Genomic DNA, 16713 nt, shown 5'->3' on the forward strand with positions numbered 1-16713 from the left:
GTCAGTAATTGGGTTCCGTGCGGAACCGTGCGAAGGGGTTGTGAGGACCTTGTGGTGTGTGGCACGTCTGGCTGTGAGTGCGGTCTCGCACGGCTGACGCATCCGCCATGAACAAGGCAAACTGGCCTGGTTGTCATGACGTTCTGCAGGGGGACGGTGCGATGGACGGTGTACCGCGGGTGCCGGAGCAGCGGCGTGGTGGCCAGGTCGACTCACCGGAGTCGACGGCGCTGCGCTTCAGCGTGCTCGGCCCGGTGCGCGCCTGGCGCGGGGAGGAACCGCTCAACACCGGCTCCCCGCAGCAACGCGCCCTGCTCGCGGCCCTGCTGCTGCGAGAGGGCCGTACGGCGACGGCGGCCGAGCTGATCGACGCGCTGTGGGGCGAGGAGCCACCGTCGCAGGCGCTGGCAGCGCTGCGGACGTACGCGTCCCGGTTGCGCAAGGTCCTGGACCCGGGCGTCCTGGTGAGCGAGTCCGGCGGCTACGCGGTCCGGGGCCTCGGCAGCGGCGCGCTGGACCTGCCGGTCGCCCAGGAGCTGGCGACGGAGGCGGAGAAGGCGCGCGGGACCGGGGATCTGTGCCATGCCCGGGACGTGCTGAACCGGGTGCTGGCCCTGTGGGACGGTGAGCCCCTGGCGGGCGTGCCCGGCCCCTACGCCGAGGCGCAGCGCGTCCGCCTGGAGGAATGGCGGCTCCAACTCCTGGAGTCCCGCCTGGACATGGACCTGGAGCAGGGCTGCCACGCGGAGGCGGTCTCGGAACTGACGGCGCTCACCGCGGCGCACCCCCTGCGGGAACGCCTGCGCGAGCTGCTGATGCTCGCGCTGTACCGCAGCGGGCGCCAGGCGGAGGCGCTGGCGGTGTACGCGGACACGCGGCGCCTGCTGGCGGACGAGCTGGGCGTCGACCCCCGTCCGGGCCTGCGGGAGCTGCAACAGCGCATCCTCCAGGCGGACCCGGGCCTCGCGGAACCGTCGGCACCGCTCACCGAACCCTCGGTCGTCCCGGTCCGCCCGGCGCAACTCCCCGCCACGGTCCCCGACTTCACCGGCCGCTCCTCCTTCGTCTCGGAGCTGAGCGAGGTGCTGGCGTCGGCGGAGGGCCGGGTGATGGCCGTGTCGGCGCTGGCCGGCATCGGGGGCGTGGGCAAGACGACGCTGGCGGTGCATGTGGCCCACGAGGCCCGGTCCGCCTTCCCGGACGGCCAGCTGTACGTGGACCTGCAGGGCGCGGGCGCGCGGGCGGCGGAGCCGGAGACGGTACTGGGCTCGTTCCTGCGTGCCCTGGGCACGGCGGACTCGGCGATCCCGGACTCCCTGGAGGAACGGGCGGCGCTGTACCGCTCGGTCCTGGACGGCCGCCGGGTCCTGGTCCTGCTGGACAACGCGCGGGACGCGGCGCAGGTACGTCCCCTGCTGCCCGGCACGTCGGGCTGTGCGGCGCTGGTGACGTCACGGGTGCGGATGGTGGATCTGGCCGGGGCTCACCTGGTCGACCTGGACGTGATGTCCCCCGACGAGGCGCTGTCCCTGTTCACGAAGATCGTGGGCGAGGAGCGGGTGGCGTCGGAGCGGAAGGCGGCGCTGGACGTGGTGGCGGCGTGCGGCTTCCTGCCGCTGGCGATCCGTATCGCGGCGTCGCGTCTCGCGGCCCGCCGCACCTGGACCGTCTCGGTGCTGGCGGCGAAGCTCGGGGACGAGCGGCGGCGCCTGGACGAACTGCAGGCCGGGGACCTGGCGGTCAAGGCGACGTTCGAGCTGGGGTACGGCCAGCTGGAGCCGGCACAGGCACGGGCGTTCCGGTTGCTGGGACTGGCGGACGGGCCGGACATCTCGCTGGCCGCGGCCGCGGCACTGCTCGACCTCGGGATGGAGGAGACGGAGGAGCTCCTGGAGTCCCTGGTGGACACCTCGCTGCTGGAATCCGCGGCGCCGGGGCGGTATCGGTTCCATGACCTGGTCCGGCTCTACGCGCGTGCGTGTGCGGAGAGGGACGAGTGGCCGCCGGGTGAGCGGGACGAGGCGCTGTCACGACTGCTGGACTTCTATCTGGCGACGACCGCGCAGGTGTACGCGATCGAGCACGGCGAGGACCGGCTGACCGACCACCTGGAGCCGACCCGGTATCCCGGGCTCCGCTTCACCGAGGCGGCGACAGCCCTCGACTGGCTGTATACGGAGGCCGGACAGCTGCTGGCCTGCGTCCGGCAGGCGGCGGGGACGGAGCGGCTGCGGCGGGCCGTCGACCTGCTGTGGGCGGCGAAGGACCTGACCGAGTCGGGCGCCAACTCGCATCAGTACGAGATGACGGCCGAGGCCACGTGCGAGGCCACCCGGGTCGCGGGCCACGAACGGGCGGAGGGCAGGGCCCGCACGGTGCTCAGCGATGTGCTGCTGGTCTCCGGCCGGGTCCGGGAGGCGGAGAAGGAGGCGCGCGTCGCCATGGAGCTCGCGGCGCGCGCACACGACTCCATCGCCGTGAGCTGGGTCGCCAACAACCGAGGGCTCATCTGCCTGCACGAGAGCCGGTTCGCCGACGGCAAGGTGCTCTTCGACCAGGCCCTGGAAGGTCTGCGGGCGGCGGGGAACCGGCCCTTCGAGGCGACCGTCCTGGGCAACCTGTCCCGTGCTCACCTCGGCATGGGCAATATCGCGAAGGCCGTGGAGATCGCCCAGAGCGGTCTGGCCGTGCACATCGAGGCCGGCCGGACCGTGCGCCTGGCCAACGGCCACTTCCAGTTGGGCGTCGCGCTGACCCGGGCGGGCCGTCACACGGACGCGCTGACCGAATTCTCCGACGCGCTCGGCCTCTTCAACGACCATCGGCAGCGGCTCTGGGAGGGCGTCACCCAGTTCCGCATCGCCGAGGTGCACGCGGCCGAGCGCCGTCCCGCGCGCGCCGCCCAGCACGCGGAGCAGGCTCTCGCGCTGGGCTGCATCGGCGGTGACCGTATGCGGGGCAACGTCCTGACGCTGCTGGGGCGTTCGCTGTCCGCGCTCGGCCAGGCGGACAGGGCGCGGGCGTGCTGGCGCGAGGCGCTCAACCTCTACGAACAGACCACCGCGCCGGAGGCCGAGGAGGTCCGCGCGCTGCTCACGTCGGCCGCGGCGGCGTAGCGGGCGCGTCCCTCACCTGGGGATCGACGGCGTTCAGCGTTCGTTTATCTCCAACCGACAGACTCGTACTCAGTCGAACCGTCGCCACGGGGGGCAGGCAGTTCGACGCGGGGCCCGGCCGGTTAGTCTGCGGCTCCGAACGCCCGTCCGGTAATCCTCGGGGGAGTTACCGGACGGGCGTTCCTCACTCATCACCGAACAGAGGAACACAAGCCCATGAGCGAGCAGAAGAAGGACGAGACCGTCTCCGCGGAGAACAACTCCGAGCCCAGCGAGGCCGTCTCGGACGAGGCGATCACCACGCTCAACAACTCCATGCCGAGCGAGCCGGCCAAGGGCGAGACGATCACGACGCTCAACAACTCCATGCCGGCGCCGCCCGCGCTGGACCTGGACGGCAAGAAGTAAGCCTCATCCCACGGGGATCGGCCGCGGCGGCGCGGAGGGGGAGCCGTCGCGGCCGAGGCATGTCACGAGCCTGAGCGCCGCTACCCCCTCCGCTCGACCGCCGACCCGAACCCCAGCCACGTATGCCGATTCCCCCACCAGCACCACCCCACCTTCGGCGCGTCACGGCGTTCGCGGCCGTCCCGGCCCGTGCCGTTGCTGATCCAGATCGCCGGGGTGCGGGCGTCGTAGGCGCCGTTGGGTTTGCGCAGGCGGGAGGCGATGGTCATGAAGCAGTGGTTGCGTTCCAGGACCGCCGGCTGCTGGAGGATCCAGTGGATGCCCTCCGAGAGGACCAGCGGGGTGCGGGACTCCTTCCGCAGCGCCGGCAGCGCCTCCTCCGGGGTCCAGTTCGCCAGGTGATCGCCCCGGTCCAGCCCGGTGACCACGTACAGCGGGGACTCCGGCAGCTCCACCTCGTACGGGGTGAACTCGTCCACGTCCGGCATGTCGATCACGACGAAGCCCGGCTTGCCCTCGCGGGTCAGGAGCGGGGTCAACGCCGACACCGGGGCGCGGTCGGGGTGGACCGCCAGCAGAGCGCCCTCCGCGGCGGCGACACCCTCCGCGTACGACCGCACCTCCGGCGCCGTCAGCCCCGCGATCTCGTGCACGCCCAGGTCGATCAGCCGCTCCGCCTGCCGCGCGAGCCCGGGCAACCGCTGTTCCTGCCCCACATCACCCTCCCCGTTCACTGCCTGATCACCCTTCACCTCCCATGGTTTACAGGCTATTTGGCGCCGCGCGCTTTCAACGCGCATAGAACGGGCGCATTCTCATGACATGAACCTGTCGCCCGACGAGCGGGCGGCAGCCTCATGGAGGTGTGGGATGCACCGCAGACTCGGTACCGCACTTGCAACCTCGACCCTCGCGATCGTCACCGTCGTCGCCACCGCGACCGCGGCCGACGCCGCTCCCGCCGACAAGCCCCAGGTCCTGTCCAGTTGGACCCAGACCAGCTCCGGCAGCTACAGCCTCTGGGCCGCCGCCCGGGCCAACCAGGGATCCTGGTCCGCCTACGGGTTCGACTGGTCCACGGACTACTGCTCCTCCTCGCCCGACAACCCCTTCGGCTTCCCGTTCTCCCTCTCCTGCGCCCGCCACGACTTCGGCTATCGCAACTACAAGGCCGCGGGCACCTTCAGCGCCAACAAGTCCCGCCTCGACAGCGCCTTCTACGAGGACCTCAAGCGCGTGTGCAACAACTACGGCGGCGCCACCAAGACCGCCTGCAACAGCACCGCCTGGACCTACTACCAGGCCGTCCGCGCCTTCGGCTGAGCCGCGGGAGCGCCAGGACGGGGCACCGGTCACCCGCCGGTGCCCCGCAGTTCCCCCTTCACCACCTTCCCGCTCGCGTTCCTCGGCAGCTCCGCCACGAACTCCACCGACCTCGGCACCTTGTAGTTCGCCATCTCCCGGCGGGACCAGGCCATCAGGTCGTCGGACGTGAGCAGCGCGCCCGGCCGCCGGACCACGTACGCCTTGCCGACCTCGCCCAGCCGCGCGTCCGGCACCCCGATCACCGCCACCTCGGCCACGTCCGGATGCAGGCCCAACAACCCTTCTATCTCCGCCGGATACGCGTTGAAGCCGCCGACGATGTACATGTCCTTGATCCGGTCCGTCACGCGCAGACAGCCCTGGGCGTCCAAGACGCCCACGTCGCCCGTGCGCAGCCAGCCGTCCGGCGTCAGCGTCTCCGCCGTGGCCGCCTCGTCCCGCCAGTAGCCGCGCATCACGTTGAAGCCGCGGACCAGGACCTCACCCGGTTCCCCCGCGGGCGCGTCCACCCGTACCTCCGTGCCCGGGATCGCCCGGCCCGACGTCGACGCGATCACCGACGGGTCGTCGCCGCGGCGGCACATCGTCACGATGCCGCTCGCCTCCGAGAGGCCGTACGCGGTCAGCACCGTCGCCACCCCGAGCTCCGAGCGCAGCCGCTCCACCAGCCGCAGCGGCACCACCGCCGCCCCCGTCACCACCAGCCGCAGCGACGAGAGGTCGAAGGAGCGGCGGGAGGGGTGGTCCAGCAGGGACTGCAGCAGTGTCGGCGGGCCCGGCAGTACCGTCACCCCCTCCGCCGCCACGTTCGCCAGCACCGTGTCCACGTTGAACACCGGCTGCGGGATCATCGTCACCCCGCGCATCAGACAGGCGATCACCCCGGCCTTGTAGCCGAAGGTGTGGAAGAAGGGGTTCACGATCAGATAGCGGTCGCCCGTCCGCAGTCCCGCCAGGTCGCTCCACACCTCGTAGGCCCGCAGCGTCTGCGCGTGGGTGATCACCGCGCCCTTGGGGCGGCCCGTCGTCCCGGACGTGTAGACAATGTCCGAGGGCGCCTCCGGGCCCACGTCGACCGGCCCGGCCACCAGGCCCTCCCCGCCCGCCAGGAAGTCCTTCCAGGTCCAGAAGTCCGCCGGGGCGTCGTCCGCCAGCACCACCACCCGCTCCAGCGCGGGCAGCCCCGGGCCCTCGACCATCGCCCGCCGCAGCGAGGCCACGTACGACGTCCCGAGGAACGTCCCCGTCACGAACAGCAGTCGCGCCTCGCTGCGGCGCAGCACATCCGCCGCCTCCATGCCCTTGAACCGCGTGTTCAGCGGGACCAGCACGGCCCCCGCCGACACCGCGCCCAGCGCCGCCACGATCCAGTCCAGGGTGTTCGGCGCCCAGACGGCGACCCGGTCGCCCGGCCATACCCCGGCGGCCGTACAGGCGGCCTGCGACCGCTCGACCCGGGCGCCGAGTTCGCCGTACGAGATCCGGGTGCGGCCCTCCACGACCGCCTCGGTGTCGGCGTACCGCTCGGCCGCACCGCGGACGAGTCCCGGGATGTCGCCCCACTCCACGTCACCGCGCACAACAGCCCCCAACCTCTAGCTGACTGTCCGTCAGATTAGCTGTAGCCTGACGGCCTGTCAGCAGACGGGAGGGGCGGGAGTATGGCCGGAATCAAGGACGCCACCGCGATCGTCGGGATCGGACAGACCTCGTTCGCCAGGCAACTTCCCGAGGACGAGCGCACCCTGGCCTGTCGCGCGGTGCTCGCCGCGCTGGACGACGCCGGGATCGCCCCGGGCGAGGTCGACGCGCTCGCCTCCTACACGATGGAGGAGACCGACGAGGTGGAGCTGGCCAAGGCCGTCGGCCTCGGCGACCTCACCTTCTTCAGCAAGGTCGGCTACGGCGGCGGCGGTTCGTGCGCCACGGTCGCCCATCTCGCCGCCGCCATCGCCTCGGGACAGGCCACCGTGGGGGTCGCGTGGCGCTCCCGCAAGCGGGGGTCGGGACGGCGGCCCTGGACCAATACCGACGTCCAACTCCCCACGCCCGCCCAGTGGACCCGCCCCTACGGACTGCTCCGCCCGGTCGACGAGATAGCCATGCTCGCCCGCCGCCACATGCACGAGTACGGCACCACCCGCGACCACCTCTTCAACGTCGCCCTCGCCTGCCGCAACCGCGCCAACCAGAACCCGGCGGCCGTGATGTACGACCGCCCCCTGACCCGCGAGATGTACATGACCTCCCGCTGGATCAGCGAGCCCCTGTGCCTCTACGACAACTGCCTGGAGACCGACGGCGCGTTGGCGTGTGTGGTGGTGAGCGCGGAGCGGGCCCGGGACTGCGCCCGGCGGGCCGTCTACGTCCACTCCGCCGCCCAGGGACTGCCCGCCCAGCATCACGGCATGGTCAACTACTGGAACGACGACCCGCTCACCGGGCCCGCCTGGACCGCCGCCCGGCATCTGTGGAAGCACTCCGACCTCACCCCGCAGGACATCGACGTCGCCCAGATCTACGACGCCTTCACCGCGCTCGTCCCGCTCTCCCTGGAGGGCTACGGCTTCTGCGGGCGCGGCGAGGGTGGGGCGTTCACCGAGGGCGGGGCCCTGGAGATCGGCGGGCGGCTGCCGCTGAACACCGGGGGCGGCGGGCTGAGCGAGGCGTACGTGCACGGCTTCAACCTCATCACCGAAGGCGTCAAACAGCTCCGCGGGACCAGTACCGCCCAGGTCCCGGGCGCCGCCTCCTGCCTCGTCACCGCGGGCGAGGGAGTCCCCACCTCCGCGCTGCTCCTGAGGAGTTGATCGAAGGATGCTGGCCCCCGTGACCGACGCCGACGGCGCCCCCTTCTGGCGGTACGCCGCCGAGGGCGAACTCCGCGTCCAGATCTGCGCCGACTGCGCCGAGCCCCGCTTCCCGCCCCGCCCCTGCTGCCCGCACTGCCAGTCCTTCGAGACGGACTGGCGGCCGGTGAGCGGACACGGGCGGATCTGGTCCTACGTCGTCCCCCATCCGCCCCTGCTGCCCGACTACGCGGCGCTGGCGCCGTACAACGTCGTGCTCGTCGAGCTCGTCGACGCGCCCCGCATCCGGATGGTCGGCAATCTGGTGACGCGGGCCGGTGATCCGCTCGACGCGGTGGAGCCGGACCGGGTGCGCATCGGGGCGCGGGTGCAGGTGGTGTTCGGTCCGGAAGGGCTGCCGCAGTGGGTTCTGGAGCGGCCGTGAGCCTGGACATCGCCATCGACAAGGACAGTGGCGTCGCCGTCGTCACCCTTGACCGGCCCGACCGGCTCAATGCCCTCGACCTGAGGACGGCACGCGAACTCGGCGACGCCTGGCGGGCGTTCCGGTTCGACGACTCCGTGCGTGCCCTCGTGCTCACCGGCGCCGGGGCGCGGGCCTTCTGCACGGGGATCGACCGGGACGCCGTGGTGCCGCAGCCGAACTCGCCCTACATGCAGGACGATCCGCTCCTGGGCATCGGGCCCAAGTCCAACGACCTGTGGAAACCGGTCGTCGCCGCCGTGCACGGCATGGCCTGCGGCGGGGCCTTCTATCTGCTCGCGGAGTGCGACTTCCTCGTCGCCGACCCGACCGCGGAGTTCTTCGACCCGCACACCTCCTACGGCATGGTCAGCGCGTACGAGTCGATGCTGATGGCGACGCGCATGCCCGCCGGGGAGCTCGCGCGGATGATGCTGATGGGCACCGCCGAGCGGATCTCCGCCCGGCGCGCCCAGGAGATGGGACTCGTCTCCGAAATCACGGAGGACGGCGGGGATGTGGCGGCGGCGGTCCGGTGCGCCGCCGTTCTCGCCGGTTATCCGGCGGCGGCCGTGCAGGGCACCGTGCGGGCCCTGTGGGCCGCCCAGGAGGCCGCGCGCGCCCAGGTCCTCGGCCGGGCGCCGCAGCTCATCGCCCTGGGGAACCTGTCCGCCGGGCGGCAGGCGGAGCTGTTCGCCGCCCGCCGCACCGGGGAGTACCGCGTGAGGTGATCGCCGGCCGGTCAGGCCTGGGGCATCAGCTCGGCCTCGCAGCGGGAGATGTCCGCCGCCGCGGCCGTGCTGGTGAGGTCGACCTGGACCTCCACCGTGTCGTTGGCCGGGACGGACTGGTCCACGGTCTGCATGTCGACCACGGAGTCCTGTGCGTCCAGGAAGGTGACGACGACCGTGACGTCGTCGGCGGTGCTGTTGGGGTTGGTGACCTCGACGACCGCGTAGGGGTTCGCCGCGCTCGCGCAGCTCACCAGCCGCACCGTCGCCTCCTCCGCGAGCGTCCCGGCGTCGCCCGAACCCGAGCCCGAGCCGGTGTCGTCGTCATCGTCGTCGCGCGAGCCCGACGAACTGTCATGGTTCTGGCTGGAGCTGCTGCACCCACCACCCGAGTCGCCGTCGCCTCCGCCGCCGTGGCCGCGGCCGGACGAGAAGCCCGTCAGCGCCAGGACCACCATTGCCGTTACTGCTGTGAACTTGAGCTTGCGCCCCCGAAGATCCATACCGGCACTCTAACGAGCACCTGTCACGGTCATGTCACCGCGTGGCGACCGTGACGTCCCCGGCGTAGCGTCTGGGGTGAGAGCGGCGCCAGGTCCGCTCCCGGCAGCGACGGCCGCCGTCCGGCCCCCTTCCGTGCACCGGCACGACGGCCGTCCCGCGCCCCTGACATCAAGCGGTACGCGCGGTGCCCGTGCCCTTCTCCGCGTCCAGCGCGTAGACACAACGGTCCTTGCTGCACGCGTAGACGACGCCGTCCTGGACGACCGGCGAGCCGGTGATCTCACCACCGGTGGCCAGCTTCCAGCGCAGCCGCCCGTCGTCCGCCTTGAGGGTGTACAGCAGGTGGTCGGTGGAGCCGAAGTGGATACGGCCCTCGGCTACCGAGGGCGCGCCCACGATGTCGCCGCCCGCCTGGAAGCGCCACTTGGGCGTTCCGGTGACCGCGTCCAGCGTGTACAGGCCCTTGCCGCTTCCCACATGCACATGGCCCGCGGCCACCAGCACCGGTTCGATCGAGGACCGCGACTCGGTGGCGATCCGCCAGCGGTCGCGGCCGTCGGTGGCGTCCAGGGCGTACACCGTGCCGAGGTAGTCGGCGAGGTAGACGCCGCCGCCCGTCACCGCGGGGCCCGGCACGAAGGCGGGCGGGCACAGGAAGACCGCCGGGGCCTCGAAGTGCCAGCGGACCTGTCCCGAGGCGACGTCCAGGGCCAGCACCCGGGTGCCGGCCGAGACGTAGACATAGCCGTCGGGGGCCGGCGCGATCCGTACCGGAACCCCGCCGCAGGAGGCCGCGTCACCGATCGGGTACGACCAGCGCTCGTCACCCGTGCGGGCGTCCAGGGCGCGCAGCCGGGCGTCCTGCCAGACGTAGACCGTGCCCTCGTGCAGCGCGGGGCCCGCCTCGGGGGACTCGAAGTCGCTCTGGGCGCCGGCCAGCTCCCACAGCTTCTGGCCGGTGGACGCCTCCCACGCCTGCACCCCGCCGCCGCGGGTGCCGGTGACGACGGTGCCGCGCTCGGCCTTGAGGGAGTACACCCAGGCGTCCGTCGGCAGCCGCCACAGATCGCCGCCCTCGCGGCAGTCCAGCGCGAACAGGGTGGGTCCGTCGGAGGCGTGGATACGGCCGTCCGCGACCGCCATCGACCAGGCGACGTCTCTCGTCTTGAAGCGACGGCGGCCGGTGCCGACGTCCAGCGCGTGCACCTCGAAGGAGGTGACGTAGACCAGGTCACCGGAGACCGCCGGGGTGCCCCACACGTCGTTGGACATCCGGAACCGCCAGGGCCGCCAGCCGCTCGCCGTCTCCGGGGGCGCGGCGGGCGCCGGGGGGACCGCGGGGCCGACGGCGGAGTCGGTGCCGTTGACGCCCGGCCGGGGCTTGGCCCAGGAGGCGACCAGGCCCGCCTCCGGCGGCGGCGCCTTCACGGCGGCGGCGCGGGCGTCGGCGACGCGCGGTCCCGGTCCGATCGGCACCTGGGCGCCGGCCAGGCGCACCGGCCCGGTGTCGGGGGCGCCGACCGGCACCGGCGCGGGGACGACCGGGTCGTGGGCGGGCGGCGGCGGGACCATCCGGCCGCCGCTGCGGCCCCCGGCGCCGGTCGTGGGCTTGGCCGGGGGGCGGCCGTTGCGCCGCGCCTCGATCAGGCTCACCGCCCGCTCGGGCAGCCACGCCGACGCCGTACCGCTGTCATCGGAGCCGGAGCCGAAGAGGTGGGGGGCGAGCTGGGACTGGAGGTCGGCGGGGTTGGGGCGGCCCGTCGCCTCCATCTGCATACAGGACTCGATCAGCGGGCGCAGCTCGTCCGGCAGACCCTCCAGGTCGGGGCCCTCCCTGAGCAGCATGAAGACCGTCTCGACCGGGTTGGCGCCGTGGAAGGGCGGGTGGCCGGTCGCCGCGAAGACCAGCATCGAGCCGAGCGAGAAGACATCGCTGGCGCCGGTGACGCTGCGGGAGTCCTTCGCCTGCTCGGGCGACATGTAGGCGGGAGTGCCGACGGCGACGTTCGTCATGGTCAAACGGGTGTTCGACACACCGGAGGCGATACCGAAGTCGATCACCCGGGGGCCGTCCTCGACGACCAGGACGTTCGACGGCTTGAGGTCACGGTGGACGAGTCCGGCGCCGTGGATCGACTGGAGGGCCTCCGCCACACCCGCCGCCAGCCAGCGCACCGCCTGGGCCGGGAGCGGCCCGCACTCGTTCACTATCTCTTCGAGGGAGGGCGCGGGGACGTAGGCGGTGGCCAGCCACGGCACGGCGGCGCGCGGGTCGGCGTCGACGACGGCCGCGGTGTAGAAGCCGGAGACGGCGCGGGCCGCCTCCACTTCGCGCGTGAAGCGGACCCGGAAGAGCTGGTCCTCGGCGAGCTCCGTACGGACCGTCTTGATCGCCACCCGTCGGCCGGACGCCGAGCGCGCGAGATAGACCAGCCCCATGCCGCCGGCGCCCAGCCGTCCCAGCACCTCGAACGGCCCGATACGCCGCGGATCGTGCTGTGTCAGCTGATCCACCACTTCCCTGCCACCTCCCCGTACGGGCCGCGTCACCCACGTATGTACGCGACCCCGTGCAGCGTCTCACCACCGCACCGCCATGGCGGCACGCACCCCGATTCTTCCTGTACCCGGGCGCGGTTGCGAACCAGGGGTCGAATCGGGGTGTCTCCTGACAAAAGCCTCAGTTTAAGCGCCGGATTCTCGCTCGGAGCGCTGAAGCAGCGCGAACGAGGCCCCCTGATTGTCGGTGACGACGGCCACAGTGCCGTACGACGTCTCAAAGGGTGGCGCCTGGACGCGTCCGCCGAGCCGCAGCACCTCGCCGACGGACTCCGCGCAGTCCGCCACGCCGAAGTGGACGAGGAAGTGCGGCGGCATCACGGCGGGGAAGACGTCGGACACGGGGGCGCGGCCGAAGTCGGGCTCGGCGTCGGGGCCGAACAGGGCCTCGTGGAAGAGCGGGCCGTAGAAGTCGTTGGCGGCCTCGGTGTCCCGGGCGTACAGCTGCACCCAGGCGAAGGCGCCGGGTTCGTGGCGGCGGCCGAAGCCGGGGTGCCCCTCCCCCTGCCAGAGCCCGAAGACGGCGCCCTCGGCGTCGGTGACCAGAGCGGTCGTCCCCTCCCCGGCCCCGGTCTCCACGGGCGCGGTGACGATCTGCCCGCCCGCCTCCCGGATCCGCCGGACCAGGGCCACGGCGTCCGGGGTCGCGAAGTACACGGTCCAGACGGTCGGCATCCGCCCGTCCACCTTGGGGACGAGCGCGGCGACCCGCTCCCCGTCCTTCAGCGCGTACGGCTCCTCCTCCTTGGGGAAGTCCCACCCGAAGAGTTCACCGTAGAACCGCTTGCCCGCCTCGACGTCGGGGAGCTGGGCGTCCACCCAGCAGGGGACGCCCTCCGCAAACCCGGATGCATCCCCGGATGCCCTGTTTTCGGCCATGTCGCCAAAGTAACGGCCCCTTACGCACCCCGCAGACCAGGCACACCAGGCTCTCGGCACTCGTGCACCCCATTTGCAGTCGGCCGAATCGCGCTCCGATCACCCCTCGGTAAGCTGACGGCATGACAGGACAAGTGCGTACCGTCGACGGCCGCGTGGCCGGCCGGCGTGGGCAGGCGACCCGGCAGAAGCTGCTCGACTGCCTCAGCGAGATGCTCAGCTCCTCCCCCTACCGGGACGTCAAAGTCATCGATGTCGCCCGGAAGGCGGGCACTTCGCCCGCCACCTTCTACCAGTACTTCCCGGACGTCGAGGGCGCCGTCCTGGAGATCGCCGAGCAAATGGCCACCGAGGGCGCCGGGTTGACCGAACTCCTCGAGGGCCGCTCCTGGGTCGGCAAGTCCGGCTGGCAGACCGCACAGGAACTCGTCGACGGATTCCTGGAGTTCTGGAAGAAGAACGACGCGATCCTGCGCGTGGTCGACCTCGGTGCCGCCGAGGGCGACAAACGCTTCTACAAGCTCCGGATGAAGATCCTCAACTCGGTGAACAACTCCCTCGCGGACGCGGTCGCGGAGTTGCAGGCCAAGGGCAAGGTCGACAAGGACGTCAACCCGGCCGCGGTGGCGGGTTCGATCGTCGCGATGCTCGCGGCGGTGGCCTCGCACCAGAAGGGCTTCCAGACCTGGGGCGTCAAGCAGGCCGAACTCAAGCCGAACCTGGCGCTGTTGGTCCATCTGGGCGTGACGGGCAAGAAGCCCACGAAGTAGCCGCGCCCACCTCTCTTTCCAGGCCCCAAGTCCTGTCTGGCAGGCGGTTGTCCACGTACGCGTGGACGCCGCCTGCTGTGCTGTACGGAGCTATGCGGGGAGCGGGCGGTCCCGTACCACGTGCTTCATCACCAGCGTCGAGGTCAGCCGCTGCACCCCGGGAAGGGTGGCCAGCCGTTCGTCGTAGAGCCGCTGGAAGGCGGCGAGGTCGGCGGTGGCGACCCGGAGCAGATAGTCCGGTTCGCCGAACAGCCGCTGGGCGTCCAGGACGTGCTCGATCTCGCCGATGGCCCGCTCGAACTCGACGACCGTGTCCCGGTCCTCCTGCCGCATCGAGACGAAGACCAGCGCCTCGAACGTGAGCCCCACGGCGGTCGGCTCCACGACGGCCCGGTAGCCGCTGATCGCGCCCGACCGCTCCAGCTCCCTGAGCCGCCGGTGACAGGGCGAGACGCTCAGCCGCACCCGTCCGGCCAGCTCGGTCACGGTCAGCCGCCCGTCCTGCTGAAGCTCGGCAAGAATTTTCCGGTCCACGTCGTCCATGGGGTAAATCTTGCCCCACTTCAGGATGTGCCGAGCAAACTTCGACAACACTTTCGGGCCATTCCAGCCTAATGTCCCCTTCATGGAATCCGGAACCCTCATCTCCTTCCTCGCGCTGGATCTGCTGCTGGTCTGTGTGCCGGGCGCCGACTGGGCGTATGTGATCTCGGCGGGGCTGCGCGGCGGCGCGGTGACGCGGGCGGTGGCGGGTCTGGTGAGCGGTTACGCCCTGCACACGGTGCTGGCGGCGGCGGGCCTCGCCGTCCTGGTCGCGAGCCGGCCCGCGCTGCTGACCGGGCTGACGGTGGCCGGAGCGGCGTATCTGGTGTGGCTGGGGTGGAGCGTGCTGCGGCGGCCGGGGGTGCCCGGGGAGGCGGCGGCCACGGGGGACCGCGTCTTCCTGCGCGGGGCGATGATCAGCGGCCTGAACCCGAAGGGGCTGCTGCTGTATCTGTCGGTGCTGCCGCAGTTCCTGGTCACGGGCGATGGCCGACTGCCGGTGCCCGCCCAGACGGCCACCCTCGGCCTGCTCCACATGGCGTGCTGCGCCGCCGTGTACCTGGCGGTCGGCCTCGGCGCCCGAGCGGTACTCGGTGCCCGCCCCGCGGCGGCCCGCGCGGTGACCCGGACCTCCGGGGCGGCGATGCTCGGCATCGGGGCGTTCCTGCTGGTCCAGCACACGCTGTGACATCTACGGCAAGGGTTTGCGTACGACCCTGAACAGCCGGATCTCCCGCTCCACCCGCGCCTGATAGGTGGCGTACGGCGGCCAGAAGGCGAGCGCCGCCTGCCATACGGCCGCCCGCTCCTCACCCTGGAGAAGCTCCGCGGTCACGGCGATATCGGTGCCCTTCCAACTGATCTCGGCGTCGGAATGGGCGAGCAGGTTGGCGGTCCAGGCGGGATGCCCCGGCCGGCCGAAGTTGGAGCCGATCAGGATCCAGGTCCCCTTCTCGGGTTCCGGCATACAGGCGAGCGGGGTCCGGCGGGGCAGTCCGCTGCGGGCGCCGGTGGAGGTCAGGATCACCCCGGGCAGCAGCTGCGCGCTGAGCAGCACCCGGCCCCGGGTGAGCCGGTGCACGGCCCGGTCGAGCGCCGGGATCACATGCGGGGCGACCTTGGCGAAGCCGCGCGTCGAGGACACCTTCTGCACCATCCGCACCCCGATCACACCGTCACGTCCTTCGCCTCGAAGAGTCGCGCCGCGTCAGCCGCGTACGCCCGAAGCCGGTGCACGGGCCCGAACAGCAACTCGTCACCCGCGGCCCGCTTGAAGTACAGCTGCACGCAGTGCTCCCAGGTGAACCCGATCCCTCCATGCAGCTGAATCGCCTCACCGGCGGCCGAGCGCAGCGCTTCCAGCGCCTGCGCCAGCGCGAGGACGCCTACGCGGTCCTGGGGGTGGGAGGGCTGGTGGGGGGTGGTGGATCCGGCGGGGGCAGGGGGGCCGACGGCGCCCGCGCCTCCTTGGCCCACCGCGCCTCCGGCGGCCTCCTGGCCCGCACCAGCCCCAGCCGCCTCCCGGCCCCCGACCCCCACGACCGCCCCCGGGCGCACGGCGGATCCATCGCGCCCGGGGACACCCACGAACCCGGCCTCCCGCCGACGCACCACGTCTCCGGCGACCTCCTGGCCCCCGGCCGCCCCGGCCGCTTGCCCGTGGCCCGCGGCCCACGCCGCGTAATAGGCGGCGGACCTCGCTGCCTGGAGCTGGACGTATACGTCGGCCAGGCGGTGCTTCACGGCCTGGAAGGAGCCGATCGGGCGGCCGAACTGTTCGCGTTGTTTCGCGTAGTCCACGGTCAGTTCGAGGGCCCGGTCGGCGGCGCCCACCGCCTCGCAGGCCAGGACCGCGGCGGTGGTGCTCCCGAGGCGGGTGAGGGCGGCGGGGACGTCGGCGTCGCCCTCACCCAGCAACGTCGCCTCGACGTCCCGGAGTTGGAGCCGGGCCAGGGGGCGGGTGGAGTCGAGGGCGGTCTGCCGTGTCCGGCGGAGTCCGCCGGCGTCGCCGGGGACCAGGAAGAGGTCGGTGCGGGAGCGGGCGTAGCCGCCGGTGTGGGCGGCGACCAGCAGGATTCCGGCGCTGTGGCCGTCGAGGACCTGCTCGATCTCGCCGTACAGGCGCCAGCCGTCCCCCGCCCGGCGGGCCTGTACGCCGCCCGCGCGCCCTCCTCCGGCCCAGTCCCCGCGGTTGTCGCCGGTGAGCGCCAGACAGCGGGCGGGGGCGGCGAGGGCACAGGTGAGCAGGCCGTCGGCGATACGGGGCAGCAGGTCGGCGCGCTGGGCCTCGGTGCCGAGGGCGAGGATCAGCGGGGCGGACAGGACCGCGGTGGCCAGGAAGGGGCTGGGGGCCAGCGCACGGCCCAGTTCCTCCGCCGCCAGGGCCGGTTCGGTCGCCGAGCAGCCGGCCCCGCCGTACGCCTCGGGCAGGGCGAGACCCGGCAGGCCGAGCTGGTCGGAGAGGGCGGTCCACAGGACGGGGTCGTGCCCGGCGGGGCTGTCGACGGCGGCGCGCAGTTCCTCGGGTCCGCAGCGCTTGTGCAGCAGTTCACGGAGAGTCCGGCGGATCTCGTTCTGTTCGGCGGTGAACCCGGCATCCATGGC

General features: G+C 72.2%; 16 protein-coding genes. 8 read left to right on the forward strand and 8 right to left on the reverse strand.

The features are described from left to right. Window positions 1–161 precede the first annotated feature (161 nt). Both afsR and afsS read left to right on the forward strand, forming a co-directional pair. On the forward strand, window positions 162–3116 hold the full coding sequence (gene afsR / locus STRCI_RS18155; protein WP_269660003.1) for an SARP-family global regulator AfsR: 2955 nt from the start codon (window positions 162–164) through the stop codon (window positions 3114–3116). A 216-nt stretch (window positions 3117–3332) separates the two neighbouring features. After that, window positions 3333–3524: a regulatory protein AfsS gene (gene afsS, locus STRCI_RS18160; RefSeq protein WP_269660004.1), complete on the forward strand. Its 192-nt coding sequence runs from the start codon at window positions 3333–3335 to the stop codon at window positions 3522–3524. A gap of 80 nt (window positions 3525–3604) precedes the next feature. Here the strand turns inward: afsS and STRCI_RS18165 are convergent, their stop codons facing one another. After that, the gene (locus tag STRCI_RS18165) at window positions 3605–4240 is read right to left on the reverse strand and encodes a DUF5701 family protein (protein ID WP_269660005.1); all 636 of its coding nucleotides are present in this window, start codon (window positions 4238–4240) and stop codon (window positions 3605–3607) included. Window positions 4241–4394: 154 nt separating this feature from the next. Between STRCI_RS18165 and STRCI_RS18170 the strand changes: the two genes are divergently transcribed. Beyond that, the gene (locus STRCI_RS18170; protein ID WP_269660006.1) at window positions 4395–4847 is read left to right on the forward strand and encodes a phospholipase; all 453 of its coding nucleotides are present in this window, start codon (window positions 4395–4397) and stop codon (window positions 4845–4847) included. A gap of 29 nt (window positions 4848–4876) precedes the next feature. On the opposite strand, the gene STRCI_RS18175 is transcribed toward STRCI_RS18170, so the two are convergent. Continuing rightward, a complete protein-coding gene (locus STRCI_RS18175; RefSeq protein WP_269660007.1) occupies window positions 4877–6430 on the reverse strand; it encodes a FadD3 family acyl-CoA ligase in 1554 nt (517 codons plus the stop codon). Between the two features lie 81 nt (window positions 6431–6511). On the opposite strand from STRCI_RS18175, the gene STRCI_RS18180 reads away from it, so the two are divergent. Genes STRCI_RS18180 through STRCI_RS18190 form a run of 3 tightly spaced genes read left to right on the forward strand, consistent with a single transcriptional unit; the run spans window position 6512 to window position 8854 of the window. Beyond that, on the forward strand, window positions 6512–7660 hold the full coding sequence (locus STRCI_RS18180) for a lipid-transfer protein (RefSeq protein WP_269660008.1): 1149 nt from the start codon (window positions 6512–6514) through the stop codon (window positions 7658–7660). Window positions 7661–7667: 7 nt separating this feature from the next. After that, window positions 7668–8084 (forward strand): Zn-ribbon domain-containing OB-fold protein, encoded by a 417-nt coding sequence (locus STRCI_RS18185; RefSeq protein ID WP_269660009.1) that lies wholly within the window; start codon window positions 7668–7670, stop codon window positions 8082–8084. Further along, the gene (locus tag STRCI_RS18190) at window positions 8081–8854 is read left to right on the forward strand and encodes an enoyl-CoA hydratase/isomerase family protein (RefSeq protein ID WP_269660010.1); all 774 of its coding nucleotides are present in this window, start codon (window positions 8081–8083) and stop codon (window positions 8852–8854) included. The genes STRCI_RS18185 and STRCI_RS18190 overlap by 4 nt, the downstream gene beginning before the upstream one ends. A gap of 11 nt (window positions 8855–8865) precedes the next feature. Here STRCI_RS18190 and STRCI_RS18195 read toward each other — a convergent pair whose 3' ends face one another. The 3 genes from STRCI_RS18195 to kbpA all read right to left on the reverse strand — a co-directional run bounded on the left by STRCI_RS18195 (window position 8866) and on the right by kbpA (window position 12796). Next, a complete protein-coding gene (locus STRCI_RS18195) occupies window positions 8866–9357 on the reverse strand; it encodes a hypothetical protein (protein WP_269660011.1) in 492 nt (163 codons plus the stop codon). Between the two features lie 169 nt (window positions 9358–9526). Next, entirely contained in the window at window positions 9527–11875 is a 2349-nt protein-coding gene (locus STRCI_RS18200) for an outer membrane protein assembly factor BamB family protein (protein WP_269660012.1), read from the reverse strand. A 168-nt stretch (window positions 11876–12043) separates the two neighbouring features. Beyond that, complete coding sequence (gene kbpA / locus STRCI_RS18205; protein WP_269660013.1) at window positions 12044–12796, reverse strand: AfsK-binding protein KbpA; 753 nt, start codon at window positions 12794–12796, stop codon at window positions 12044–12046. Window positions 12797–12918: 122 nt separating this feature from the next. Here kbpA and STRCI_RS18210 point away from each other — a divergent pair, with 122 nt between their 5' ends. Next, window positions 12919–13566, forward strand: coding sequence for a TetR family transcriptional regulator (locus tag STRCI_RS18210; RefSeq protein ID WP_269660014.1), 648 nt, complete (start codon window positions 12919–12921; stop codon window positions 13564–13566). Window positions 13567–13656: 90 nt separating this feature from the next. Here the strand turns inward: STRCI_RS18210 and STRCI_RS18215 are convergent, their stop codons facing one another. Next, window positions 13657–14109 (reverse strand): Lrp/AsnC family transcriptional regulator, encoded by a 453-nt coding sequence (locus STRCI_RS18215; protein ID WP_015659723.1) that lies wholly within the window; start codon window positions 14107–14109, stop codon window positions 13657–13659. Window positions 14110–14191: 82 nt separating this feature from the next. On the opposite strand from STRCI_RS18215, the gene STRCI_RS18220 reads away from it, so the two are divergent. Beyond that, window positions 14192–14797: a LysE family translocator gene (locus tag STRCI_RS18220; protein ID WP_269660015.1), complete on the forward strand. Its 606-nt coding sequence runs from the start codon at window positions 14192–14194 to the stop codon at window positions 14795–14797. A 3-nt stretch (window positions 14798–14800) separates the two neighbouring features. Here STRCI_RS18220 and STRCI_RS18225 read toward each other — a convergent pair whose 3' ends face one another. Beyond that, window positions 14801–15280, reverse strand: coding sequence for a nitroreductase family deazaflavin-dependent oxidoreductase (locus STRCI_RS18225; protein WP_269660016.1), 480 nt, complete (start codon window positions 15278–15280; stop codon window positions 14801–14803). Then, entirely contained in the window at window positions 15277–16710 is a 1434-nt protein-coding gene (locus STRCI_RS18230; protein WP_269660017.1) for an acyl-CoA dehydrogenase family protein, read from the reverse strand. The genes STRCI_RS18225 and STRCI_RS18230 overlap by 4 nt, the downstream gene beginning before the upstream one ends. Between the last annotated feature and the right edge of the window lie 3 nt (window positions 16711–16713).

The organism is Streptomyces cinnabarinus (assembly GCF_027270315.1).
Taxonomy (GTDB): Bacteria; Actinomycetota; Actinomycetes; order Streptomycetales; family Streptomycetaceae; genus Streptomyces; species Streptomyces cinnabarinus.

Excerpts from the sequence above, each read along its gene's own strand:
- STRCI_RS18170 (WP_269660006.1), top strand. The coding sequence starts at position 4,395 with ATGCACCGCAGACTCGGTACCGCACTTGCAACCTCGACCCTCGCGATC.
- STRCI_RS18215 (WP_015659723.1), bottom strand. The coding sequence starts at position 14,109 with ATGGACGACGTGGACCGGAAAATTCTTGCCGAGCTTCAGCAGGACGGG.
- afsR (WP_269660003.1), top strand. The coding sequence starts at position 162 with ATGGACGGTGTACCGCGGGTGCCGGAGCAGCGGCGTGGTGGCCAGGTC.
- STRCI_RS18180 (WP_269660008.1), top strand. The coding sequence starts at position 6,512 with ATGGCCGGAATCAAGGACGCCACCGCGATCGTCGGGATCGGACAGACC.
- kbpA (WP_269660013.1), bottom strand. The coding sequence starts at position 12,796 with ATGGCCGAAAACAGGGCATCCGGGGATGCATCCGGGTTTGCGGAGGGC.
- STRCI_RS18195 (WP_269660011.1), bottom strand. The coding sequence starts at position 9,357 with ATGGATCTTCGGGGGCGCAAGCTCAAGTTCACAGCAGTAACGGCAATG.
- STRCI_RS18220 (WP_269660015.1), top strand. The coding sequence starts at position 14,192 with ATGGAATCCGGAACCCTCATCTCCTTCCTCGCGCTGGATCTGCTGCTG.
- STRCI_RS18185 (WP_269660009.1), top strand. The coding sequence starts at position 7,668 with ATGCTGGCCCCCGTGACCGACGCCGACGGCGCCCCCTTCTGGCGGTAC.
- afsS (WP_269660004.1), top strand. The coding sequence starts at position 3,333 with ATGAGCGAGCAGAAGAAGGACGAGACCGTCTCCGCGGAGAACAACTCC.
- STRCI_RS18210 (WP_269660014.1), top strand. The coding sequence starts at position 12,919 with ATGACAGGACAAGTGCGTACCGTCGACGGCCGCGTGGCCGGCCGGCGT.
- STRCI_RS18230 (WP_269660017.1), bottom strand. The coding sequence starts at position 16,710 with ATGGATGCCGGGTTCACCGCCGAACAGAACGAGATCCGCCGGACTCTC.